This is a genomic window from Kitasatospora sp. NPDC058048 (assembly GCF_042885555.1).
In the GTDB taxonomy this organism is placed as follows: domain Bacteria; phylum Actinomycetota; class Actinomycetes; order Streptomycetales; family Streptomycetaceae; genus Kitasatospora; species Kitasatospora lactacystinica.
This window is the reverse complement of record NZ_JBHVRT010000042.1, coordinates 43,822-67,103: the sequence shown is the minus strand read 5'-3', so window position 1 is coordinate 67,103 and position 23,282 is coordinate 43,822. Positions and strand designations below refer to the sequence as shown.

The following is a 23,282-nucleotide window of genomic DNA, read 5'->3' as shown; positions in this document are numbered from 1 at the left end:
CCGTACCGGCTTGTTTCGTCAGCCGCGCGCGGCGGTGACGGCGGCGCCCAGCGCCTCCTTGATCCGGGGACCGAGGCGGGCGAAGCCCAGCTCCTTCATGGCCGCCCGCAGCAGTTCCTCGTCGGTCCGCTCGACGCCGTCGCCGTCCACCCACCGCACGACGGCGAGCAGCTCGTCGGCGGAGTAGGCGGTCACGGGGCGACCGGGCGTGAAGTCCGGCTTCACGGGACGGACGTCGGCCTCCGGCTCGGCGGCGGGGGCTTCGGCAGCGGCGACGGGCTCCTCGACAGCGGGCTCGGGCTCGACCTCAACGGCCGGCTCGGGCTCGGGCTCGGCCGCGACCTCAACGGCCGGCTCGGGCTCGGGTGCGACGGCAGGCTCCTCGGCCTCGACCACCGGCTCCGCCGCCTCCACGGCAACCGCCTCGGGCTCGGTCTCGGCGACGGGCTCCTCGACAGCGGGCTCGGCGACTACGGCCTCAGCCGTCTCAACCTCGGCCTCGGCCTCGGCCTCAACGGCAGGCTCGTCCACGTCCGCGGCCGGCTCGTCGACGGTGGGCTCCACCGCGACAGCCACCGGCTCGGCCTCGGCGGCGACCTCGGCGGCACTCTCGGCAAGCTCAATCGCCGGCGCATCGGTCTCGGCGGCGGGCTCCTCCACCGCGTTCACCTCAGCCTCAACGGCGTCGATGACCTCGGCGATCGGCTCCTCGACGGCGGGCTCCGTCACGACGGACTCAGGCTCGGTCTCGGCCACCGGCGCGACCTGGACCTCGACCTCGACCACGGTCTCAGCCTCGGCCGCAACCTCGACGACCGGCTCCTCGGCCACGACCTCAGCGACCGGCTCCTCGACCTCAACGACCTCGGCGGCCGGGTCGGCCTCCGGTTCCGTCTCCGCCGGGGTCTCGTCCACGGCCTCGGCCAGGGCGGCGGTCGCGGCCGCCACCAGGTCGTCGGCCGCCGGGGAGGGCGCCGGGAGGGTGACCACCGCGGCCTGGGCCTCCTCGTCGGCCTGCTCGGTGGCCGGCTCGTCGTCCGCGACACCCGTGTCCGACGACGTCTCCGCCTCGACCTCGGCGTCGGTCTCGACCTCAGGCTTGATCTCCGCCTCGACCTCGGCGTCGGTCTCGACCTCAGGCTTGACCTCGGCCTCGACCTCAGTGTCGGTCTCGACCTCGGCCTCTGCCTCAACGGCCGCGGGCGCCTCGTCGGCCTCCTCCACCGGAGCGGTCGCCGGAGCCGGGGTCTTCTCTCCCAGCCCGTCCCGCTGCCCACCGGCCAGCGCCTGCAGGGCAGCCGCCTCGGCGTCAGCCAGGTCCGCCGACTCCTCGGTCCCGGCCTTCTCGGCCACAACCTCCTCGGCACCGGCCTCGCCGTCGGCCTCGGCAGCGACCTCGTCCGTCGCCTCGGCAGCCTCCTCGGCCTCCGGCAGCTCCTCGACCACGGCGTCCCCGGTGGCGGTGGCCTTCTCCCCGAGCCCGTCCCGCTGCCCGGCGACCAGCGCCTGGCGGGCCGTGTACGCGGCCTCGGCGGCGCGGCGGTCGGCCTTGGCTGCGGCGAGTTCGGCGAGCAGGTCGGCGAGGCCGGCCTCCTCCAGGCCGACCCGCAGGCCGCGGATGGTGGGCAGGCGGTAGAGGGTGCCCTCGTCGGCGGCGAGCCGCTCGACCAGGTCGATCAGCTCGGCGAAGGGCAGCCCGTCCAGGTCGTGGTCGGGAAGCAGGCGGGCGAGGCCGCGCAGGCCGGTGTTGATCGCCTCGAAGGCCTGGGCGGTGCGGTCGACCAGGGCGCCGTCGCCGGGCACTCGCGGGAGGGTGCCGGCCGGGGCGAGCGCGGCCCAGGCGCGGCGCTCGATCTCGGCGGAGGTGAGGGCCTCGTGCAGGTCCTCCCGGCGGATGCGGCGGTCGGTGGCGAGTGCGACGGCCTGCTTGCGCAGCGAGCGGCCGCGCAGCCAGGAGAGCTTGACGCCGTTCTCGCGGCGCCAGGTGCTGTCGGCGGTGGCGGCGGCGAGGGCGCCGAGGTCGGCGTCGTAGGCGGCGGGGAAGAGGGCCGTGGAGGTGCGGTGCACCCGCTGGAGCATCTCGACCAGCAGCGCGGTCTTGGCGACGGTGTCGGGCTCGTCCAGCTTGACGTCGGCGGCGAGGGCGGTGACGGCCTCCCAGGTCTGCTGGAGGTCGCTGCCGCGCAGTTCGGCGAGGGCCGTGGAGGCGGCGCGGGCGTCCTCGGGGGTGGCGACGGTGTCGACGGCCGCGTACCAGGCGTGGGTCTCGGCGGTGAGCGTGAAGGCCCCGAGCTCGGCGTAGCGGCCGAGGTCCTCGCGGAGGTCGGGCTCCGCGGCGGCGTCCTGGGGGTCCTTGACGTCTGCGGCGTCGGCGACGTCCGCCGGGTCGGCTGCGTCGGCGTTGCGCGAGTGAAGCACTGTCATGTGAGGTCCGGTTCTGGGCGACGACGGCGGGGCTGGCGGCGAGGGGGCGGCGGACCGGTTGCGCGGGGTCGCCCCTGAGGCGGGGCTGGGGGGCGCGCGGGCGGGCTGCCGGTTGTGGAGGCCCAGAATACGGGTGCCCGTTCGAGGCTTGCACGCACCCACCGCCCCGACGGGCGGGTGTCGTGTGCCATACCGCCCGCCTGGCCGCCACTCGGGCGGTCCGCCCGGGTGGTCGGGCGTTGGTCCGGACGGGTGTCTCCGCTGCTCACGGCTCCTCGCGCGGCCCTCCGACAGGCGGCTCCGGCCGACGGCCCTCGGCCCGACGGTCGCCCCGGCGGAACCGCTCCATCGGCACCTCCCGGACGCCACGTCCCCGTACCGGGCCCGGCCGGCCGGGCGGCGGCCGGTAGCCGGCCCGGCCGAGGGCCCGCAGATCGACCGGCGCGAGGTATTCGCTGAGCGCGGTGCGGTGCCACCACGCGCCGGTTTCCCGCAATTCGCGCCAATCGGTGAACCGGTAGAGGTAGAGGGTCGCCCGGACGTGGGTCGGCGGGGCGTCCGGGAAGGGGTTGTGGCGCAGCAGGCGCAGGGTGGCCCGGTCGCCGGACAGCAGGCGGGCGACGAAGGGGAGGAACCAGGGGCGGGCGTAGGCGGAGGAGATGCCGGCGAACCACATCAGCCAGTCGAGCCGCAGGTGGTAGGGCGCGAACTGGCGCGGGCGGCGGCGCACGTCGCCGGGCTTGCCCTTGAAGCCGTACTCGCGCCAGACGGTGTGCGGGGTGAGCACCGTCTCGTCGGTGCCCTCGACCACCACCTCCTGGCGGAACCGGTTGACACTGCCGAAGGCGCCGTAGGTGTTGACGAGGTGCAGGCGGTTGAAGGAGCGGTTCATGGCCTGGCCGCGGGAGATCATGTTGCGCACCGGCCAGTAGCTGAGCACCACGACGGCGGCGGTCAGCGCGATCACCAGCGCCTCGTACCAGACCGGGGTGCCGGGGTAGGCGCGGGGCTGGACGGGCAGGCCGAGGCGGGCCGGTTCGACGGCGGCGAGGGCGAGGGCGATGGTCAGCCAGTTGAGCCAGGCGAAGTTGCCGGACGCGACCAGCCAGAGCTGGGTGGCGATGACGGCGCAGGCCGCGCCGCTCGCGACCGGCTGCGGCAGCAGCAGGCCGACTGGTACGACGAGTTGGACGATGTGGTTGACGGCGGCCTCGACCCGGTGCAGCGGGGCGGGCAGGTGGTGGAAGAACCAGCTGAGCGGTCCGGGCATCGGCTGGGTCTCGTGGTGGTACTGGAGGCAGGTCAGGTCGCGCCAGCAGCTGTCGCCGCGCAGCTTGATCAGTCCGGCGCCGAACTCGACCCGGAAGGCCAGCCAGCGCATCAGCCACAGCACCGGGGTGGGCGGGGCGGTGTCGGCGTCGCCCAGGAAGGCGGCGAGGAAGCCTGCTTCGAGCAGCAGGGACTCCCAGCCGAAGGAGTACCAGGTCTGCCCGACGTTGACGATGGAGAGGTAGAGGGTCCAGAGCACCGCCCACAGCAGGATCGACGCCCAGAGCGGGACGGCGTCGCCGAGCCCGGCCGCGACGGCTGCGGCGAGCGCGGCGCCGCTCCAGGCGACGGCGGCGAAGAACCGGTCGCTGTAGTGGAGGTGGAACAGGCCGGGCGACCGGCGGAACGGGACCCGCGCGGTGAAGCGGGGCACCGGCAGCATCCCGTCGGCGCCGATGAGCGCGCGGAACTGCCCGGCGGCGGCCAGGAATCCGATCAGGTAGAGGGCGGCGAGCAGGCGTTGGACGAGCAGCCGGCTCAGCCAGTAGTCGGGGGCGGCGAACCAGTCCATGCGGCCCATGCCTACCATCCGGTGCCCCGGGCACGGGCCCGGTCGGGGCGGTGGAGCGGGGAGGGTTCACCCGCTCGGCCCGGGCGGCGGGCCTCCGGCAGTGCCCGGCGGACACGGACCGGCACGGGAAGGGCACCCGGCGGACTTCCGGCGGACTCCCGGCGCCGGACGGCAGCGTGGCGGGGTCCTCTCCACGGGGGTGAGAGGCGCCCCGCCACGGTGGTGGACGGTCCGCACCCGGCCGGGTTCAGGCGGGCAGGCCGGGTCCGGCCCCGCCGGCGACGGCGGAGCGGCCGGGCACGGAGGCGCCGCTCTGCTGGAGCCGGTCGACGAGCAGGGCGGCCAGCGTGCCGAGCTCCTCCTCGGTGCGGGACTGGGCGGTGATGTCCATGCCGACGGTGAGGACGCCGTTGATCCGGCCGGTGAGCGCGGCCCGCAGCGGGGTGCAGGTGAAGCTGAACACCTGCCGCCCGCGCTGCGCGTCGGGACGGGCGGAATCGAGCCGGACGCCGTCGAGGACGGCAGTGCGACCGGTGTGGTACGCCTCCACGACGGTCTGTTCGAGGCCGGCGGCGCCGAGCTGCGGGTAGGCGGCGCCGATCGTCCCGTAGGCCGTCGGCGCGCCGAAGGTGTCGGTGTGCTGGGCGTTGGCGTACCGGATCTCCTGGACCGGGCCCTCGGTGAGCATGATGGGGAACGGCGAGCCGTCGAAGGCGGCGAACATCTCCTGGCGCTGGGCGAGCAGGCTGTCGCGCAGCCGGATCTCGGAGAGCAGCGCCTCGGCGAGGTGCTGGATGTCGCGCAGCCGCTCGCGCCCCCACTGCCGGGGTTCCCGGTCGAGGACGCAGACGGTGCCGATGACGGTGTTGGTGTCGTCGACGAGCGGGGCGCCGAGGTAGGCGCGGACGCCGAGTTCGTCCACCACCGGGTTCCCGGCGAACCGGGGGTAGGCGAGGATGTCGTCGAGGGCGAGGGGGGAGCGCTGGGCGACGACGTGCGGGCAGAAGCCGTGGCTCAGCGGCATCTCGCGGGTGGGGAGGTCGAACGCGATGCCGCGGTCCGCCCAGGACGATCCGTCCTCGGCCCTGGCATCGGTCGAACTTGGCGGAATGTAGAGCCCGCGGAACATCTGGCGTTCGTCATTGATGAAGTTGACCATCGCGATGGGAGCGCGCGTGATACTGGCTGCGAGGTGGGCGAAGCGGTCGAAGGCCTCGTCCGCGGACGGGTCGTTGAGCCCGAGGCCGCGCAGCCTGCGGGTTCGCGCGGACTCGCCGGAGGCACCCGGGAACTGGCCTTGAGTGCTCATCACATCAGTCATGGCGCACATGTAACCAGACATCAGAACAGCCGGACCGTCCCGATCGACCGTTCCTCAGCCTTGCCGATGGCCAGTCAAAACTGCACGTGAACGACCGGTCGACGGACCGTCACGGAAGCGAAGATCGATTCCCGGCCGGGGCCGGGGCGAAACCCCTCCGGGCGGGGACGGGCCGAATCGCGCCAATCCAAGATCGACTCTGGGCTGCCCCGGCACCCCATACAACAATGAGCCCTGCCGAAGACACGGACGATGCCCGCCACCGGGACACCGCCCGGTGACGCATGCGCCGATCGCACCGGGGCGACCGGCCGGAACTCCCGCACACCCACCGCCCCCCGCGGGGTTGCCGGAGCGGCATCGACGGCACGAACGGAGGCACGGCACCGCACACACCGAGAGGACCGGAGCATGGCGATGGACTACTTCACCGACGACCGTCACGAGGAGCTTCGCGCCGAGGTCCGTGACTTCGCGGAGAAGGAGGTGCGTCCGCGGGTGGCCGGGATGGAGGCCGAGCGGAAGATCGAGTTCGAGCTGGCCCGACAGATCGCCCGCCAGGGCTGGATCGGCGTGACGATCCCGCGGGAGTTCGGCGGCCTCGGCCTGGGGCACGTCGCCAAGACCGTGATCATCGAGGAGCTGGCCCGGGTCAGCGGGGCCGCCGGCTCGATCGCGCAGGCCTCCCAGCTGGGCGTGGCCAAGGTCCTCCACTACGGCTCCCAGGCCCAACGCCACAAGTGGCTGCCGAAGTTCGCCTCCGGGGAGTGCCTGCCGACCATCGCCGTCACCGAACCGGAATCCGGCGGGCACGTGCTCGGGATGACCGGCACGGCGGTGCGCGACGGCGACGAGTACGTGCTCAACGGCCGCAAGTGGTTCGTCGGCAACTCCCACATCGGGGACGTGCACGGTGTGGTCCTGCGCACCGGCCAGGGCAGCCGGGGCCTGTCCGCCTTCCTGGTCGAGAGCGACCGGCCCGGGTTCCGCACCGGCTCCCCCGGGTCGCAGAGCGGGCTGCACGGCTTCAGCTTCGGCGAGATCCTCCTGGAGGACTGCCGCGTCCCGGCCGGCAACCGGCTCGGCCGGGAGGGGCAGGGGCTGGACGTCGCCTACTCCTCCTCCACCCTCTACGGCCGGATCAACCTCGCCGCCGTCGCGCTCGGCATCCACACCGCGATCGTCGAGGACACCGTCCGGTTCGCCGGGGGACGCGTCCTGTACGGCCAGCCGCTCAGCCAGCTCCCGAACATCATGCTCAAGCTGGGCGAGATGCAGTCCCGGCTGATGACCGCCAGGCTCGCCGCCTACCACGCCTCCCACCTGCTCGACCACGGCCGCGCCTGCGACGCCGAGCTGATGAACGCCAAGCTCATCAACACCGAGTACGCGCTGGACTCCGCGCGCAACGCCATGGAGATCCACGCCGCCCGCGGCCTCCAGCCCGAGTTCGGCATCGAGCGCTACCTGCGGGACGCCACCCACGTCTACCCGCCGGCCGGCACCTCGGACGTCCAGCGACTGCGGCTCGGGCAGTTCGCCTCGGGCACGTACGGCAAGCAGTGGTCGGCGGAGCTGTCCGACCTGACCAGCTGGGCCTGGAGCGAGCTCGCCGCCCAGCGGGAGGCCTCGGTGGAGAAGCCGCCGGGGAGGGGCGGACGGGTGCTGCCGATGCCACTGGCGGGCTGAGGCCCCGCCCGCCACGACGACACTTGACCTGTTCCTGGCGAATTCCTCGGAGGGTCGCCCTCGCCCTCCGGGAACCGTCGGCACCATCGGGGCGAGGGCCGCGAGCTGCGGCGATGCACCGGAGGACCCTCCGGCCCGAACCCCGCTCCGACGCCGGTCCGACGCCATCAGCCCCTCGGATCAGGCCAGTTGATATTGCGTCGACGCCGCCCGGGGCTGATAGCGTTCCGTGCCGTCGACGGCCGTGCTGCACCGCGCCGGAGCAGTGACAGCACGTCACCGGCTCCGGCACCCCCGGCCCCGACTCCCTGAAGCCCGGCCGCGCCGTACGGGATCGACCCCGCCGCTCGGACCCACCGGTCCGGACCGGCGTCCCGGTCCCGCGACTCGGCCCTGCAGCAAGGAATCAGATGCCAGGCATACCGGCCCCCCGCACGGGCCACCGAGCCGGCCGGTCCGGCTCGCTCCGCGGCCCGCTCCTCTCCCTCGTGCTGGTCCCCAGCCTGGGCCTCGCCGCCGCCTGGGGCTACGCCGTCCACCTGCTCCGCGACTCCGGACAGCGCACCGCAGTGCTGGCCGGCAGCGCGGCCGTCGCCCTGGTGCTGCTGATCAGCCTGGTCCGTGGCATCCGGACCGCCTGGGCCCTGTCCGCGCGGCTGTCCGGACTGCGGGCCGACACCTTCGCGCTCGCCCAGCAGGAGATCCCCGAGGTGGTCGGACGGCTGCGCGCCGGGGAACAGGTGCCCGCCCCGGCCGTCTGGGCACCGTCCCGGCGGGCCGGCGACGACGTCCAGCAGACCTCGGAGGGTCTCGCCGCCGTCCGCCAGGCCGCGATCGCCGCCATCGTCCACCAGGCCCAGGGGCGCGAAGGGACGAAGAAGGTCTTCCTCAACATCGCCCGGCGCACCCAGATCCTGATCCACCGGCAGATCAGCATGCTGGACGCGCTGGAACGCGAGCACGAGGACCCGGAACTGCTGCGCGAACTGTTCGCGGTCGACCACCTGGCCACCCGGATGCGGCGCAACGCCGAGAACCTGGTCATCCTCGGCGGCGCCCTGCCCGCCCGGCGCTGGCGCAATGCCGTACCCATGGTCAACGTGCTGCGCAGCGCCGTCTCGGAGACCGAGAGCTACTCCCGGGTCGTCGTCCAGGGCGTGCCGCGCGTCTCGCTCGACGGGCAGGCCGTCGCCGACGTCATCCACCTGGTCGCCGAGCTGATCGAGAACGGCACCACCTTCTCCCCGCCGTACACCCAGGTGCAGGTCTCGGCGCAGGAGGTCACTGAGGGCCTGGCGGTCGAGGTCGAGGACCGCGGGCTCGGCATGACCGAGCAGGAGTACCAGCGGTTCAACGCGTACCTGGCCGACCCGCCCGAGCTGGACGTCTCCGCGCTCGGCGACGACCTGCGGCTCGGCCTGTTCGTCGTCGCGCGCCTCGCCTCCCGGCACGAGGTCCGGGTCTCGCTGCGGCCGTCCCCGTACGGCGGCACCCGGGCGGTGGTGCTGGTGCCCTCGGCACTGCTGGAGCAGGCCGGGCACCCGGCCGCGGTGCCCGGGCTGCCGTCGGGGGCCCGGATCACCCGGGCTCCGGTGTCCGAGGGGCCTCCGGGGCAGGCGGGGCAGGCGGGGCAGGCGGGGCAGGCGGGGCAGGCGGGGGCCGAGGACGGCTCGGGTTCCGGTTCCGGTTCCGACGGCCAGTCCGGCTCCGGTTCAGGTCCCGGGCCCGACGGCCTCGGGCCGGGACCGTCGGACGCGGCGGCAGAGGGGCTCGGCGGGCCGCTGGGCGGCGTCCAGCAGACTCCGGGGCCCTTCGGCCTCCCCGGCGCTCCCCCGGTCGCCTACGCCACGGACGGCCCCCGCACGGGCGCCGCAGGGCTCGGCGATGTCGCCGGTGTTGCTGGTGTCCCCGGGGTCGCGGGTGTCGCGGGTGTCCCCGGTGCCGTCCGCGCCGATGCGCCGCCCGCCAACGGGGGCTTGGCGGTCGGCGCCGAGATCCCCGGGCTGCCCGGCGCCGTGGTCGTGCCCCGGCCCGTACTGCCGCGCATGTACGACCTGTCGGGCAGCCCCACGGGGGGACACCCGGCCGGACTGCCCGCCGTCAGCCGCGCCGACGGCCCGGGGACCGGCCCGGGGACCGACCCGAAGGACGGCACGGACGATGGCCCGGACCGCGGACCGCGCGCGCCCCGGACCCTGCCGCGGCGGGCCCTCGACACCGGGCCGGACGTGCCCCGGGGCGAACAGTGACGACGCGGCACATCGGACCCCTGCACGATCACCACCGGACGCCGAGCGGTCCCGCCGCCCTCCGGCTCACCCCGCTCCCGCGCACGAGACCCGGAGCCGCCGGACGGAGGCAAGGCCCCGGCCCGGGTGGCCCGCCGGCCCGAGCGAGCGGGCCGATTCGGCCTCAGGCCTTGGTGTGGACCGGGTGGAGCTCGGCGAGCGACCCGACCAGCGGGGCCAGCTCGGGGACCTCGGTGGCCTCGGCCAGCGTCGCCTCCAGGGCGGCGTCGTGCACCGGCCGGGCGGCCGTCAGCAGGTCACGGCCCTCGGCCGTCAGCTCGGTGTAGATGCCGCGCCGGTCGTCCGCGCAGAGGAAGCGGCTGAGCAGGCCCCGGTCCTCCAGGCGGCTCACCAGCCGGGTCGTCGCGCTGCTGCTCAGCGCCGCCGCGCGGGCCAGCTGCTGCATCCGCATGTGCCAGCCGTCCTGGCGGGAGAGCGCGTCCAGCACCGTGTACTCGACCACCGAGAGCTTGAACTCGGCCTGGAGCGCCTTCTCCAGTGCGGTGTCGATCATCCCGTGCAGCGCGGCGAGCGTCCGCCAGCCGCTGGCCCGGACCTCGGCCGCATCGTCGCGGATTCCCATGGCTCGCCCACCCTTCCGTCGCGCTGCTCGTGCCGTGTGCCGGACGAGGCCCCGTGCGAGGTCTCGTACCGGCTCTCGTACGAGGTCTCGTCCTGTGTCTTCCTACGACAAGTATGCCAGTTGGCGCGGAATACCGGTCTGTGCAAATAGTTCGACTTATAGCCCGGCGGCCCCTCCCCTGCCCGCCTGCCGTGGAAGTCCCCTCACCCCTCCCCGGACCAGGCCGCCGCGCACAGCGCCGTGGCCAGCTCCTCGGTGTAGGAGGCCGCCGCCAGCCAGGCGGCGGCGAAGGCCTCGTGGTCGTCCGTGACGATCCGGCCGAAGACGTCGCGCTGCCGGTTGGCAGCGGTGGCCCGCAGAGCGTCGAGGAGCTCGGCGGCCGTGGCCAGCCCGGCGGCGCGCAGCAGCGCGCGGTCGGCCGCCGCCGAGGCCTCGCTCGGGGCGAGGGCGTGCCGGCCGGTGGTGACCGTCTGCTCGACCCGGCGCCCGAGCACGTGGACGGGCGGGCCGTACGGCGCCGGGGCCGTCGGCCCGTCCGCCGGCCCACCGACCGGGCCGGGCCCCGCGAGGTCGGCGGTCTGGAGGCGTTCGAGGCCGAGGTTGACCCGGCCCGCCCGGGCCGCGGGCAGGGCGAGTCGGTCCGGCGTGCCCGGGGGCGTGCCGATCGCGAGCAGGCGCAGCTCCGGACGGTCCGCGCGCTCCAATCGGCCGATCACCCGCAGCCGCAGGCCGGGCGCGGTGGCGAGCAGCGCGAGGTTCGCCCGGAACGGCAGGTCCGGGTGTTCGTGCGCCGGGCGCAGGACGATCACCGGACCGCCCGAGCCTCCCGGACCGCCCGCCGTGCAGCGCGCCAGCAACTGGGGCGTCCCGCCCGGGCCGGTGGGGGCGGTACCCAGCAGGGTGACGTCCAGGAACAGCAGGTCGCTCCCGGCCGGGCGGCTCTCGTACGGCCGTTCCTGCGCCGCGAGCGCCCGGGCCACCTGTGCGGGAGCCGGTTCGGACCAGAGCCGGGCGGCCGGCTCCGCCGTCCACGCCGCGCCCGCCGCACGCACCGCCCGTACCGAGGCACCGGCGCCCAGTCGGCCGCCGGAGGACCTGGTCGCGCCCTGGACGGCCAGCCCGGCCCGGCTCAACTCGCGGTGGCTGAGGGCGGCATCACCCAGGCGGACCGTCCGGTTGCCCGCCCCGACCGCCTGCGGGGCGGCGGCCGACACGTCGTCGTGCGGCATCACCTCGGCGATCGTGCTCAGGCGCCCGTTGGCATCCACCGCCCAGCTGACCGCGCCCGCGTGCGTCGCCGTCAGCACCGGCTCGGCGAACAGGCCGTAGAGCCGCAGACCCCCCTCTTCCCGGTAGGCCTGGCGCGCGGTGCCGCGCAACTCGGCAATCGGGGCGACGTCGGCGACCGGGGCGACGCCGGCGACCGGGGCAGCGCCGGCGGCCAGGGCGGTGGTGAGGCCGAGCAGTTCGCGCAGGCCCGCCACCAGATCCACCAGGCGGTGGTCCGGCGCGCCGGAACGCGCCGCCCGGACCCTCGTCGCGACGGTGACCGCCGCCGAGGCCGGGCGGTGCAGGCCCGCGAGTCGTGCCCGGTGGGCGGCGCGCAGCAGTTCGGCCTGGGAGACGGCGCCCGCCCCGCTCACCCCGGCGGCCAGGACGGCGGCCGCGGCCGCGTGGAGGTGGCGGACGGCGGCGAGTTCGGCGGTGGTGAGCGGGGCGGGGGCCGGTTGACCGGTCGGCGCCCCGGGGGTCTCCGGGGCTCCTTCTCGGCCTGCCGCGGCCGCCGACCCGGTGCCGCCCTCGGGCGCGGGCCCGGCCTCGACCTCGGGCTCGGGCTCGGGCTCGGGCTCGACCTGGGGCTCGGGCTCGGCCTCGGCGAGCGGGCAGAGGGTGACGGCGGCGGCCCGGTGCACGCAGGCCGGGGCCAGCAGGCAGCCGCAGCGGACGTCGGCCTCCACCACGACCACCCCACCCGGAGCGTGCAGCACCAGCAGCGTCTCCTCGTCCACCTCCACCCGCCACTCGTCGCCCTCCCGGGCCACCGGCCGCTCCGCCAGCTTCGCCGCCGCACCGTCCAGCCGCTTCTGCAGCCGGGCGCTCAGCCCGGCCACCACCTCGGCGACCACCTCGGGCCGCACACCCGGCCAGTCGCTCGTCCGCGCCGTCACGCTCATCGCACCTTCTCCCCCACCCAGCGGGCCAGTTCCAGCGGGCTCAACGCCGCCACGGGCATTCCGGCCGCGACCAGTTGGCCCGCGACCGCCTTCGAGTAGCGGGCCGTCCCGGTGTCGTCCAGCGCCGCACAGCCGAGCAGGTGCACGCCGGAGTCCACCAGCGCCCGGGTCTGGGCCAGCAGCCCGCCGATCGGCCCGCCCTCCTCGAAGTCGCTGATCACCGCGATCAGCGTGCGGGACGGCACCGTCACCAGCTCCCGCGCGTAGCGCAGCCCGCTCGCGATGCTGGTGCCGCCGCCGACCCTCACCTCCAGCAGCAGGCTCAGCGGGTCGTCCACCCGTGCCGTGAGGTCCAGGACCTCGGTGGAGAAGGCCACGAAGTGGGTGCTCAGCGAGGGCACCCCGGCCAGGATCGAGGCCGTCAGTGCGGCCCACACCGTGGAGGCCTCCATCGACCCGGAGACGTCCACGACCAGGATCAGCCGCCAGTCGTTGGCCTGCCGCGCCCTGGTCCGGAAGACCGGGCGCTCGGGCACGATCAGGGTGCCGCCGTCCGGCCCGGGCCGGGCGGTCGCGAGGTTGGCCCGGATGGTCCGGTCCAGGTCCAGCCCGCCGCCCGGGCGGCGGGACGGGCGCGGCACGGCGATCCCGGTCAGCGCCGGGCGCAGCCTGGTGGCCAGCTCCCGGTTCAGCTCGTCCACCAGCCGCCGCACCAGCGGGCGCAGCCGGGCCACCCGGGCCTCGGGCAGACCGCCCGCGTGGTCCAGCACGGTGCGCAGCAGCTCGACGGACGGGCGGACGGCGGCGGGGTCGATCGTCTCCAGGACGTCGGTACGTCCCTGGGCGACAGCGGCGGCCAGCACCTCCTCGCGCACGCCGGGGCCGAACAGCGACTCCAGCTCCTCGGCCCACTCCCGCACGCCGGGGTACGGGGCCTCGCGGCCTCCCCTGCCGCCCCGGCTGTCCAGGCCCGGGCCGGAGCCCTCGCCGTGGCCGGTGCCGTACAACTCGTCCAGGGCCGCGGCGAGTCGGGCACCGCGACCGGTCAGGCCGCCGTCGCCGGGGCGGCCGAGGAGCAGCCGCCAGCGCTCGGCGGGGGCGAGGGCGCGGGGCCCGGTGGTCGTGGTGGTCGTGGCGGAAGTCGTGGTGGTCGTGGCGGCCATGGCGGGGAGCCTGGTGGGAGGCCGCTCCGCGGCCGTGGCCGGCGGCGCGACCGCCGGGGTGTCGGCCGCCGCCGGGGGCAGGAGGCCGCGGCGGGAGAGGGCCGCCCGTGCCGCGAGGTCCGCCCGCACCCAGTCGGCGAGCACGGCCGGGCCGGCCTCCTCGGGCAGCGCGGCGAGCCGGGCGCCCAGGCTCTCCTCGACCAGGGCCAGCAGCCGGTCGCGGGCGGCCGGACTGAGCGTGTCGAACCCGCCGCGCAGGGCGGGCAGCCGGTCCAGGAAGGCGTCGTCGGGCAGCGAGGTGACCCGCTCCAGCACCGGCTCCAGTGCCTGCGGCGCGGAGTCGAACAGCCCCTCCGCCGCCGTCAGCAGGCCGACCAGCGCCCGCCCGAGCGCCTGTCGCGTCTTCGGACCGGTCGCACCGTCCACCCAGGAGGCGGCCCGGCCGCCCAGCACCTCGGCCGGCTCCTGCCCGAGCAGCACCCGGACCGCACCGGCCGCGCCCCGTACCAACGGGCTCCCCCGCTCGGCGAGTTCGGCCAGCGTGTACGCCAGCCGCACTCCGCCGAGCCGGTCCGCCCGCCGCACCAGCTCCACCAGCGCCCGCGCGTCCTGCGGATCGTCCGACCCGCCCACGCCCTCCAGCTGCCGCACGGCGGCAGTGGTGAGCACCTCCCCGGCCGCGGCGAGCACGGGCCGACCCGCCGGAACGGCGGACGCGGGGGCGGACGTCTCCCCTCCGACCGGGGCGTAGCCGGGGAAGTGGCCCGCGGTCAGCCGGTCGACGAGCGCCAGGGCGTCGAGGAGGTCGGGCAGCGTGGCGGAGGCGGGGAGGACGGTGGTGAGTTGGGCGAGTCGGGTCTCGGCGAGGGCGGGGAGGGCGCAGGAGGCGGCGGCGGTGAGGCCGTCGATGATCTCGCGCGGGGTCGGCTGATCGGTGAGGCCGGCGCGCAGGGCGCCCTCGGCGGCCTGCGCGGGGGTGACGCCGCGGGTGCCGGCGACGGTGAGCATGGCGGCGCTGGCGGGCGTCCAGTGCAGGCGCCAGCGGGTGCCGAGGGTTTCGGTGCCGCCGGCGCCGGTGGTGGCGACGGACTCGGCGTAGGGGACCTCGCAGGCGGTGAGCCGGTGCAGGAGGATCTCGCGGCGGCGGTCGAGGTCACTGCGCAGCGGGTCGAGGCGCAGGTCCCGCGGGCCGGGGTCGGCGGGGCCGGGCAGGCCGAGGCCGGCGAGGAGCGTCTCGACGGCGGGGGCGAGTCCGCTGCGGGGGGCGGCGGGGGTGGGACGGCCGGTGCGGGTGCCGACCAGCACCTGTTCGAGGGCGCGGGCGACGGCCCGGCCGCGGCCCAGGGGTTCGCCCTGGGCGAGCACGGTCTGCACCGCTTCGACGAGTTCGCCGCGGCCGGGGGCGGCGTGGCCGCGCAGCCGGGCGAGGTCGCCGGCCAGGCGGACGATCTCGCGGGCGTCGGCCGGGCCGCTGGGGTGGTCCTGGCTGCGCAGGGCGGCGCAGATCCGGACGGCGGTGGTGGTGAGCGCCTCGGCGAGGCGTTCCGGGTCGCCGCCGGCGTCCAGGACGGTGTGCTGCCACTCAGGGTCGCGGATGCCCGCCGGGTAGCCGGAGCGGGCGTCGAGCAGCGGGTAGGTGTACGGGATCAGGGACAGGACGTGCCCGGGGTCGTCCGGGTGCGGCGGCTCCTCGGCGGCGAGGGGGCCGTCCAGCAGGGCGGGGGCGTGGAAGGCGCCGATCACGGCGGCGACCCGGCGCCCGCCGGCTGCGGCGTCCTGGATGCGGGCCCGCATCCAGGCCTCGCGGCGCAGGTCGTACGGGTCGACGCCGGGGCCGCTCTCGGCGTCCCGGCGCAGCGCCCAGCCGACCAGCAGGGCGGCGCGCCGGACGGCCTCCGGGGAGGAGCCGGGGGCGGCCGTCTCGACCAGACGGTCCCACAGGTCGTCGTCGGCGTCCCGGCCGGTGAGGCGGTGGCGCAGCGCGTCGGCGACGCCGGGCGCTTCCGGGCCCCCGTCGGTGCGCCTCGACTCCCCGGCCCGCTCGCCGGCCCGCGCGGCGGCGCGGTGGGCGAGCGGGAGGTCACAGGCGATGGCCTCCACGCCGTTGCGCCGGGCCCAGCGCAGGGCGGCGAGTTCCGGGGAGAAGTCGGCGAACGGGTAGAAGGCGGGCCCGGCCGCCTCCTCGGGCCCGGTCGGGGCCGCCGCGAGGGCGACCGGGGCCAGGGTGGCCTCGTCGGCGAGCCGGCCGAGCCAGGGCTGGAACTCGGCGGGCAGCTCGACCAGGACGGCGTCCGGCCGGGCGGCGTCGAGCAGCGCGGGGACGACCGCGCTGAGGGACGGCGCGTGGTGGCGCACACCGATCAGGTGGGGCCCGGGACTGCCGGTGCCGGAGGCGGCCAGCCGGTCGGCCTCGGCCCGGACCGTCCGGTCCGCGTCGTCCGGGCGGGGAATCTCCGCGCTGCTCATCGGATCAGGCCTCCAGTGCCGAGCGGAGGTCCCACAGGGTGCGCCAGGTGGCGGCGCCCTGTTCGGCGCGGCGGCGGACCGGGCCGTCCCAGTAGCCGAGCAGCCGGGCCGCGTCGGCCGGCTCGTCCTTGCGGACCACGCCGAGGAGCTGGCCGGGCAGCCGGCCGAGCAGGTCCCCGCCGTCGGGCAGGTAGGCGGCGCTGACGCCGAGCGAGGTGGCGACGGAGACCGCCTCGGCGGTGCTCATCACGGTGGACGGGCGTTCGACGTCCCAGCCCTCGGTGGAGCGGCCGGTGCGCAGGTCGCGGAACGCGGTGACCAGGGCCTCCAGGACGGCGTCGTCCACGGCGTAGGCGGCGCCGGCCCGGGCGACGGCGACGGTGGACTGGCGGCGGACCAGGTCGACCTCGGCGGCGAGGCTGCCGATCGGGCCGACCGTCTCGAAGTTGAAGCGCCGCTTGAGCGCCGCGGACATCTCGCTGACGCCCTTGTCCCGCAGGTTGGCGGTGGCGATCAGGGTGAAGCCGGCCGCGGCGTGCAGTTGCCCGTCCGGGGTGCCGGCCAGTTCGGGGACGGCGATGCGCCGTTCCGAGAGCAGCGAGACCAGGGCGTCCTGCACCTCGGGCAGGCAGCGGGTGACCTCCTCGACCCGGGCGACCGCGCCGGCGGTCATCGCGGTGAGCACCGGCGAGGGGACGAGGGCCTCGCGGCTGGGCCCCTTGGCGAGCAGCAGGGCGTAGTTCCAGCCGTACTTGAGCTGGTCCTCGGTGGTGCCGGCGGTGCCCTGGACGGTGAGCGCGCTGGTGCCGCAGACGGCGGCGGCGAGCAGCTCGGAGAGCATGGACTTGGCGGTGCCGGGCTCGCCGACGAGCAGCAGGCCGCGCTCCCCGGCGAGGGTGACGACGCAGCGCTCGACCAGGGCGCGCTCGCCGACGAACTTCGGCTCGATGACCAGGCCCTTGCGCCCGGCCTTGAGCTTCTCGCCGCCGCTGCCCATCACGAAGGTGACCACGGCGCGCGGGGTCAGCCGCCAGCCGGGCGGGCGCGGGCCGCTGTCGTGGGCGGCCAGGAACTCCAGTTCGGCGGCGTACTTCTCCTCGGGCGGGACGGTCTGCCGGTCCGCGGCGGCGACGGTGGCGGTCGCGCCGGGGGTGGTCTCGGTGGCGGTCATCGGCGGGCCTTCCTGCGCTTGCTGGTCTGGAGCTCTTCGTAACCGGGGGCGTCGCCGTCGACGGTCCGCTGCCAGGCCCGGGCGAACAGCTCGGGGACGGGCAGGGGGACCAGCGCGGGCCGGTGGGTGTGCAGTTCGTACAGGGCGGCCTTCCAGGTCTCGGCCGGCAGTGCCGGCGCCTTGGCCTCCTGCCAGCCGCCGGGCAGGAAGAGGCTGCGGCCGGCCCGGGCCCGCTTGGCCTCCAGCACCAGGCCGGTGGCGGCGAGTTCGGCGCGGGCCTTCTTCAGCCGGGCGGGCTTCCAGCCCGTCCAGCGGGCGGTGTTGCGGTCGGTCGGGTCGGGCAGGGCGAGCAGTTGGAGGTAGAGCGTGGCGGCGTCCTCGCCCAGGTCGTGGGTGCGGGACACCTCGGCGACCAGTGCGGGGACGGACAGCTGCGGGTTCTGCAGCCAGGCGGGGCCCTCGCCGGCAGCCGGGACGGCGGCGGTGGCGGCGGTGGCGGTGGCGGCCGCAGTGGTGGCGGTGGTGGCGGTGGCGGCAGTGGTGGCGGTGGCGACCAGCCGCTCCGGCTCGCCGCGCAGCACGGCTTCGAGGGCCGGCCGCTCGATGCGGTACCAGTGGCTCTCGGCGAGTCCGCCGATCAGTTCGAGCAGCGGGTCGTCGGGGCCGCTGAGGGCGGCCGGGCGCAGCCAGATCCGCTCGTACTGCTCGTGGTGGGGCATCAGGACGAGTGCCGGACCGCATCGGACCAGGCCGTCCGGTTCGGCGCCGCCCTCGGCGGGCAGGCCGAAGTGGGTGCGCAGGACGGCGGCCAGCGGCTTGCCCTTGACGGTGCTGGTCACGTGGAGGTCGAGCAGCAGCTCCGGGTCGGCCAGGCGCTCGCGCAGCGCGGTGGCGGCGGCGGGCAGCAGTGGGCGCAGCGGGCTGCCGGCGGGCAGGTGGTAGGCGAGCCAGCGCAGTGCGGCGACGGTGGAGGAGATCGCGCCGGGGTCCGGCACGGCGGAGCCGTCCTCGGGGACCAGCCGGGGACCGGAGCCGTCCTGGCGAATGACCCGGAAGGGGGTGCGGCGGGTCAGCCACGGGGTGCCGGTGAGGTTGAGCACGGCCTCGACGGTGTCGATGGACACGCCCTGGACGGTGGCCAGCGCCTCCTCGGGGAGGGTGACGAGGCGTCCGAAGCGCCGGATCCACTCCTCGGCCCCGGCGGCGAGGTCGGGGCCGTCGGTCCACAGGGTCTTCGGGTCCGCGGGCAGCAGGGCGCCCCAGACGGCGGCGAGGCCCGTCTCGTCGTGTCCGCGCAGCCACGTCCGGGCGGCCTTGAAGTCGGCGGCCTTGAGGCCGAGTTCGGCGGGCACGGGGATGTCGTTCCAGTACAGCAGGCCGGACGGCGGGCTGAGCAGCAGCGCGGAGCGGGCGGTGCCGATGCCGGTGAGTGCGCTGAAGGCCTCGGCCCCGGCCTGGTCGTACGGGACGGCGCCGCGCAGGGCGGCGACCCGCCAGAACTTGGCGACCCAGGCGGCATCGACCAGTTCCTCGGTGCCGCGCTCCTCCAGCGTAGTGAAGTGCGCGACGGGGCCGAACTCCCCGCTCGGGTCGTGGTCGACGGCGAGCCAGTGCACCCAGCCGTCGGCGGACTGCCGCTGGTGGCCGATGATGACGACGGTGCGGCCACCGTGCCGCAGCACCTCGCCCTCGCGGGGCGTGACCGGCCGGGTGCCGGTGGCGTTCGGCGCCGCCGGCACCTGCTCGGCGAGGACGATCTCGCGCAGGGTGGCGCCGCGGTCGGCCAGCGGGCCCCTGGTCAGCTCGCCGAGCAGCAGGACCAGCGAGGAGCGGTGGGCCGGGTCGGTGAACGGCGAGGCCACCGCGTGGGCCAGCGCGTGGACCCGGCCGAGCAGTTGGAGCCAGCCGTAGCTGACACTGCCGTTGCGCAGGGTGACGGTGACGGGGGTGCTCCAGCCCTCGCCGTCGGCGGCGGGCGGGGCGGCCAGCACCCCGGTGACGGCACGCAGGTTGTTGAGCACCCACCAGTGCGCGGCGGAGCCCCAGTTGTTGCCGAAGCCACCGATCTCGGGCAGCACGGCGCGCACGGCGTCGCGCAGTTCGTGGTCGCGCCCGTGCTCGGGCTGCCACTCGGTGTTCTGCTTCGTGCTCGGGCGCTCGGCCTCCGGCTGCGGGGCGAACCGGGCGATCCGGTCCAGCAGGTCGGCGGCAAGGCGGGCGAGGCCGGCGACGCCGGCCAGCAGCCGCTGGTCCGCGATGCCGGGCAGGATCGCGCCGACCTCCGGGACGGGCAGGGTGCGCGGGGTGCGCCGGGCGAGCGGACGGCGCACGCCCTGGACGGTGAGCCAGCACTGCTCGTCCTCGGGGACCGGCTCGGTGTCGGTCGGCCAGGCGGCGTCGATCAGCCGGGCGGCCTGCTCGGAGGTGACGCCGCGCAGCACCGTGGAGCCGGCCTCGTCACGCGGGCGCAGGGCGTGCCAGTGCGGGAACGGCGGAACGAGCGGGGTGCCGGCGGCGGAGAGCTCACCGGCGTGGCAGGGGTGCAGGTCGACGGTGCGGTCGGCGCTGCCGGTGAGGTCGGGCAGGTTGAGCGAGAAGTGGTCGCCGGAGGTGTGGCTGACCACCGGGGCGGCCGCGCCCGGCAGGCCGAGCCGGCCGACCGGGACGGTGTCCGAGCGGTATCCGGTCAGCGGCAGCACGATGCGCTGCCCGTCGGCCGTGAAGGTGGTGACGGCCTTGTGGGGCTCGACCCTGACCCAGCTGCCGAGCACGGTGCCGTCGGTGCCGAGCGGGGTCCGCTCCAGGCCGGGCTGCAGCGGCAGCAGCCAGGTGCTCTTCCGGACGAGCCGGCCGGCCTGGGCGGTGGCGGCGATCACCGGCGGTTCGGCGGCGCGGCCCAGGGCGCCGGTGGCCGGGTCGAGTTCGCGCAGGACGGCCTCGCCGTCGGAGGCGTGGCGCACCGTCCAGTAGCCGGTGCCGTCGCCGAGGACGGGGTGCTCGTCGGGCATCCGGGTGTCGCCGGCGTGCAGCGGGCGCTCGCCGGTGGTACGGCCGCCGCCGGGCAGCTGGAGCGAGGGAAGCTCGGGTTCGCGGTCGCCGTAGTAGTAGCCGGCGATGGTCTCGCCCTCCAGCTCGAACCGCTCGTCCGGGCGGCTCGACCAGTAGGCGAGCTGCTTGCCCTCGTGGGACCAGACGACCAGCAGTTCGCCGTCGACCAGGCGCAGCCGGATCCGGTTGCGCTGGTGCAGTTCCTCGGGCAGCCGGAGGGTGTGCTCCAGCACGATGCCCTCCGGGCCGACCACGACGGCCCGGTCGAGGCGGGCGAGGATCAGGTGCGGCCAGGCGTCCTCGACGACCAGGCCGCTCAGGCCCGCGCCGCCCAGGCTGGGGACGGGGTGCCGCGGGGCGTCGTCGGCGGGCGGGTCGGCGATCTTGCCGAGTGCCTCCTCCAGGGCGGGCCAGCCGAGTTCGTCCAGGATGCCGGCCCGGAGGGCGTCGGTGAGCAGCGCGGCGACGTCGAGGGCGGCGACCCGGTCGGCGACGGCCGGTGCGACCGTCCGGACGGCGGTGCGGTGCTGGCCGAACGCGCGGACCAGGTCGGCGGCGGCGGCCAGGCCGCGGGCGGCGAACAGCTCCTCGGAGCGCTCCTCGGCCCACTCGGCGAACAGCTCGTTCAGCAGCGGCAGGGCGGGCACCTCGCGCTCGGCGGCCGTCTTCCAGGCGGCCGGGGCGGCTCGGCGCAGCAGCGGCCGGTAGCGCTCGTCGGCACCGACGGCGGCGAGGGTGGGACTGTCGGGGCCGCACTCCGAGACCCAGTCGTGCAGCTCGATGCCGAGGCCGTCCGGCGGACCGGCCACCGGCACGCCCGCGGTGAGCAGCAGGTCCAGCAGGTCGATCCTGGTCCGGCTGGCGCGGATGCCGGTGTGGAGGTCCACCGGGACGGCGTCGGCCCTGAGCCGCTCGACCATCCGGCCGGCCAGCGCGAGGGTGTCCGGGCAGCTGGGCCGGCTGCGCCAGCCGCGGCCGTGGTGGTTGCACCAGCGCTGCAGCCAGGCGGCGGCCGGTTCGGCGCCCTCGGGGCGGGGGCCGGTGAGCAGGTCCTCGGCGCCGGTCTCGGCGAGCAGCGCCAGCCAGGCGGTGTCGTGCCCGGCCGGTTCGGAGGAGGACGGGTCGGGCAGCAGTTCCAGCAGGCGGGTGCGGACCGCCGCGTCGCTGCGGCCGAGCTCGACCAGCGCGCCGTGCCAGGACTTCCAGAACGCGGCGGGCGCCCGAGTGACCGCCGGGGAGTCCAGCAGCTCGGCGAGCAGCGCCCGTTCGTGCTCGGCGCGGTCCAGCCCGGCGGCCTTGATCAGCGCGCGGGCGTCCTCGGCGACCCCGGCGTACGGGGCCATGCCGGCCGCGGAGCGTTCGGTGCACAGCTGGCGGAAGCGCTGCCAGGCGGTCAGCGGGTCGAGCCGCTGGGCGAGCTCCTTGACGTACTGGCGCAGGGACTTGACGGTGAGCGCGCCGGCCAGGGCGAACTCCAGGAAGACGGCGCGCAGCCGCTCCTCGTCCACCGCCAGGCCGTGGGTGCGCTCGGCCTCGCGGGCCTTGCCGAACCAGGCGGCGGCGTAGGTCCGGTTCTCGTGGCGCAGGAAGATCCGGCCGACCTCCTCGCAGAAGGTGGGCAGGAAGTGCGGGACGGCCCGGCCGAGGCGGACGGACAGCTCGTCGAAGCCGTCCTTGGCGGCGCCGGGCTTGGAGGCGGCCTGGCGGGCGAGCCGCTCCAGCTCCTTGACCAGGGCGAGCGCGTGGTGGCCGTTGGCCGGGTCGTGGACCAGGGCCCAGGCGGGGAAGCCGAGCGCCTCCTGGCGGACCTGGCCGACCTCGGCGGGCGCGGCCTCCGGCGCCAGGCCGAGGAAGTCGAGGGCGAGGTCCTCGGCCGGGCCGAGCGCCCCGGGGACGAGCCGGACGATCCGGCGCCCGTCGAGCGCGGGGTGGGTGTAGCCGCGGGCGGTGAGGACGTCTGCGGCGCTGTCGGGGCGGCCGGCCCCGGGCAGGGTGCCGGGCGGCAGCACGGCACCGGCGTCGAGCAGTTCCTCGGGCGTCGCGGTGGTCGGGTGCGCGGTGGTCGGGTGCGCGGTGGTCGGGTGCGCGGTGGTCGGGTGCGCGGTGGCGGTCATGCGGCTTCCTCCCCCTGGATCGTGCGGCCGGCGTACAGGGCGGCGGCCATCCGCATGCCCTCGGACCAGGCGACCGGTCCGACCTCGGTGAGCGGCAGGGCACGGCCGTCGGGGCCGGCCCAGCTGAGCGCGCCGGTCTCGCACGCGTCGTACTCGTAGTAGTCGCCGACCCAGACCCGGGCCTCGACGGTGCGCCCGCCCTCGGTGACCGGCTGGACGGCGGAGCCGCCGCGGACCCGGCAGCCGAGCCGGGTGCAGCGCCCGACCAGCTCGCGCAGCTCGCGGTAGCGACCGCCGGCGTAGGTGGTGACCTCGGTGTCCGCCGGCGATTCCGCGGGCCGGTGCCAGACCTCGCGGTAGAGCTGCTGGACACGCTGGGAGACGCCGAGTTCGACGGCGAACTCGCGCAGCTCGTCGAGGTCCTGGAGCAGGACGGGGTGCGGTATCAGCACCTCGCCGTCGGTGAGGCGCACGGTGTCGCCGTCCAGGTCGACCAGGCCGAGGCCGCGCTCGGCGTCGACGCCGCGCAGGAAGCCGGCCACGGAGCCGTCCGTGGTGGTGACCACGAGGTCCTTCAGGACGCCCTGCCAGGCCTCGTCCGGCCACACGGCGGTGAGCACGGCGGCGGGCACCGGCAGCGAGCGGACCATCCAGCGCTCGACGTCCTCCAGGCAGCCGCGCTCGTGCGCGGCCAGCCACTCGGCGAGCTGCTTGAGCTGGATGACCACGCGGTCGTCACCGAGCTTCGACGGCAGGGACTTGAGGTCGCGCCCCGCCGCGTTGCGGCACGCCACCCTGCCCTCCCCGTCGAGCGCGACGCGGTACCCTCCCGCGTCCGTCTCCACCCATGCCACGGCCGTACTCCTCCCACCGGGAAACACTTGTCGATCGCCTGCTGACCAGCGATGCGAGGAACGTAGCGAGGCCCACTGACAACGCGACGGGCGGGGTGAACTCGGGCCGTGACATGCAAAGTTCAAACCACTCGAACGAGTGATCGA

Annotated in this window: 11 protein-coding genes; 2 read left to right on the top strand and 9 right to left on the bottom strand. The window is 76.0% G+C overall.

Going from position 1 to position 23,282, the window contains the following annotated elements; all coding sequences use genetic code 11:
- Window positions 1–18: 18 nt before the first annotated feature.
- The 3 genes from ACFVVA_RS33465 to ACFVVA_RS33455 form a co-directional block, all read right to left on the bottom strand.
- Window positions 19–2,424 carry a hypothetical protein gene (locus ACFVVA_RS33465; protein WP_387694498.1) on the bottom strand — a complete coding sequence of 802 codons (2,406 nt, stop codon included), beginning with the start codon at window positions 2,422–2,424 and terminating at the stop codon, window positions 19–21.
- A gap of 265 nt (window positions 2,425–2,689) precedes the next feature.
- Complete coding sequence (locus tag ACFVVA_RS33460; protein ID WP_387694497.1) at window positions 2,690–4,264, bottom strand: lipase maturation factor family protein; 1,575 nt, start codon at window positions 4,262–4,264, stop codon at window positions 2,690–2,692.
- A 247-nt stretch (window positions 4,265–4,511) separates the two neighbouring features.
- Complete coding sequence (locus ACFVVA_RS33455) at window positions 4,512–5,573, bottom strand: GAF domain-containing protein (RefSeq protein WP_387694496.1); 1,062 nt, start codon at window positions 5,571–5,573, stop codon at window positions 4,512–4,514.
- 423 nt (window positions 5,574–5,996) lie between these two features.
- Between ACFVVA_RS33455 and ACFVVA_RS33450 the strand changes: the two genes are divergently transcribed.
- Together ACFVVA_RS33450 and ACFVVA_RS33445 are read left to right on the top strand one after the other, a co-directional pair.
- Window positions 5,997–7,274, top strand: a complete 1,278-nt coding sequence (locus ACFVVA_RS33450) for an acyl-CoA dehydrogenase family protein (protein WP_380537847.1) — start codon at window positions 5,997–5,999, stop codon at window positions 7,272–7,274.
- 488 nt (window positions 7,275–7,762) lie between these two features.
- Entirely contained in the window at window positions 7,763–9,523 is a 1,761-nt protein-coding gene (locus ACFVVA_RS33445) for an ATP-binding protein (protein WP_387694495.1), read from the top strand.
- Window positions 9,524–9,686: 163 nt separating this feature from the next.
- Here the strand turns inward: ACFVVA_RS33445 and ACFVVA_RS33440 are convergent, their stop codons facing one another.
- From ACFVVA_RS33440 to ACFVVA_RS33415, 6 genes are all read right to left on the bottom strand, one after another.
- Entirely contained in the window at window positions 9,687–10,145 is a 459-nt protein-coding gene (locus ACFVVA_RS33440) for a MarR family transcriptional regulator (RefSeq protein WP_359914760.1), read from the bottom strand.
- A gap of 203 nt (window positions 10,146–10,348) precedes the next feature.
- A complete protein-coding gene (locus ACFVVA_RS33435) occupies window positions 10,349–12,319 on the bottom strand; it encodes a hypothetical protein (protein ID WP_387694494.1) in 1,971 nt (656 codons plus the stop codon).
- Entirely contained in the window at window positions 12,316–15,948 is a 3,633-nt protein-coding gene (locus tag ACFVVA_RS33430) for a DUF5682 family protein (RefSeq protein ID WP_387694493.1), read from the bottom strand. The genes ACFVVA_RS33435 and ACFVVA_RS33430 overlap by 4 nt, the downstream gene beginning before the upstream one ends.
- Window positions 15,949–15,952: 4 nt before the next feature.
- Complete coding sequence (locus ACFVVA_RS33425) at window positions 15,953–17,119, bottom strand: AAA family ATPase (RefSeq protein WP_387694492.1); 1,167 nt, start codon at window positions 17,117–17,119, stop codon at window positions 15,953–15,955.
- The gene (locus ACFVVA_RS33420; RefSeq protein WP_387694491.1) at window positions 17,116–22,281 is read right to left on the bottom strand and encodes a hypothetical protein; all 5,166 of its coding nucleotides are present in this window, start codon (window positions 22,279–22,281) and stop codon (window positions 17,116–17,118) included. Before ACFVVA_RS33420 ends, ACFVVA_RS33425 begins: the two co-directional genes overlap by 4 nt.
- Entirely contained in the window at window positions 22,278–23,135 is an 858-nt protein-coding gene (locus ACFVVA_RS33415) for a DUF4132 domain-containing protein (protein WP_387694490.1), read from the bottom strand. Before ACFVVA_RS33415 ends, ACFVVA_RS33420 begins: the two co-directional genes overlap by 4 nt.
- Window positions 23,136–23,282: the final 147 nt, after the last annotated feature.

Bases quoted from the DNA above. Each gene is read 5' to 3' on its own strand.
- ACFVVA_RS33465 (WP_387694498.1), bottom strand. From the start codon at position 2,424: ATGACAGTGCTTCACTCGCGCAACGCCGACGCAGCCGACCCGGCGGAC.
- ACFVVA_RS33460 (WP_387694497.1), bottom strand. From the start codon at position 4,264: ATGGACTGGTTCGCCGCCCCCGACTACTGGCTGAGCCGGCTGCTCGTC.
- ACFVVA_RS33455 (WP_387694496.1), bottom strand. From the start codon at position 5,573: ATGAGCACTCAAGGCCAGTTCCCGGGTGCCTCCGGCGAGTCCGCGCGA.
- ACFVVA_RS33450 (WP_380537847.1), top strand. From the start codon at position 5,997: ATGGCGATGGACTACTTCACCGACGACCGTCACGAGGAGCTTCGCGCC.
- ACFVVA_RS33440 (WP_359914760.1), bottom strand. From the start codon at position 10,145: ATGGGAATCCGCGACGATGCGGCCGAGGTCCGGGCCAGCGGCTGGCGG.
- ACFVVA_RS33435 (WP_387694494.1), bottom strand. From the start codon at position 12,319: ATGAGCGTGACGGCGCGGACGAGCGACTGGCCGGGTGTGCGGCCCGAG.
- ACFVVA_RS33430 (WP_387694493.1), bottom strand. From the start codon at position 15,948: ATGAGCAGCGCGGAGATTCCCCGCCCGGACGACGCGGACCGGACGGTC.
- ACFVVA_RS33425 (WP_387694492.1), bottom strand. From the start codon at position 17,119: ATGACCGCCACCGAGACCACCCCCGGCGCGACCGCCACCGTCGCCGCC.
- ACFVVA_RS33420 (WP_387694491.1), bottom strand. From the start codon at position 22,281: ATGACCGCCACCGCGCACCCGACCACCGCGCACCCGACCACCGCGCAC.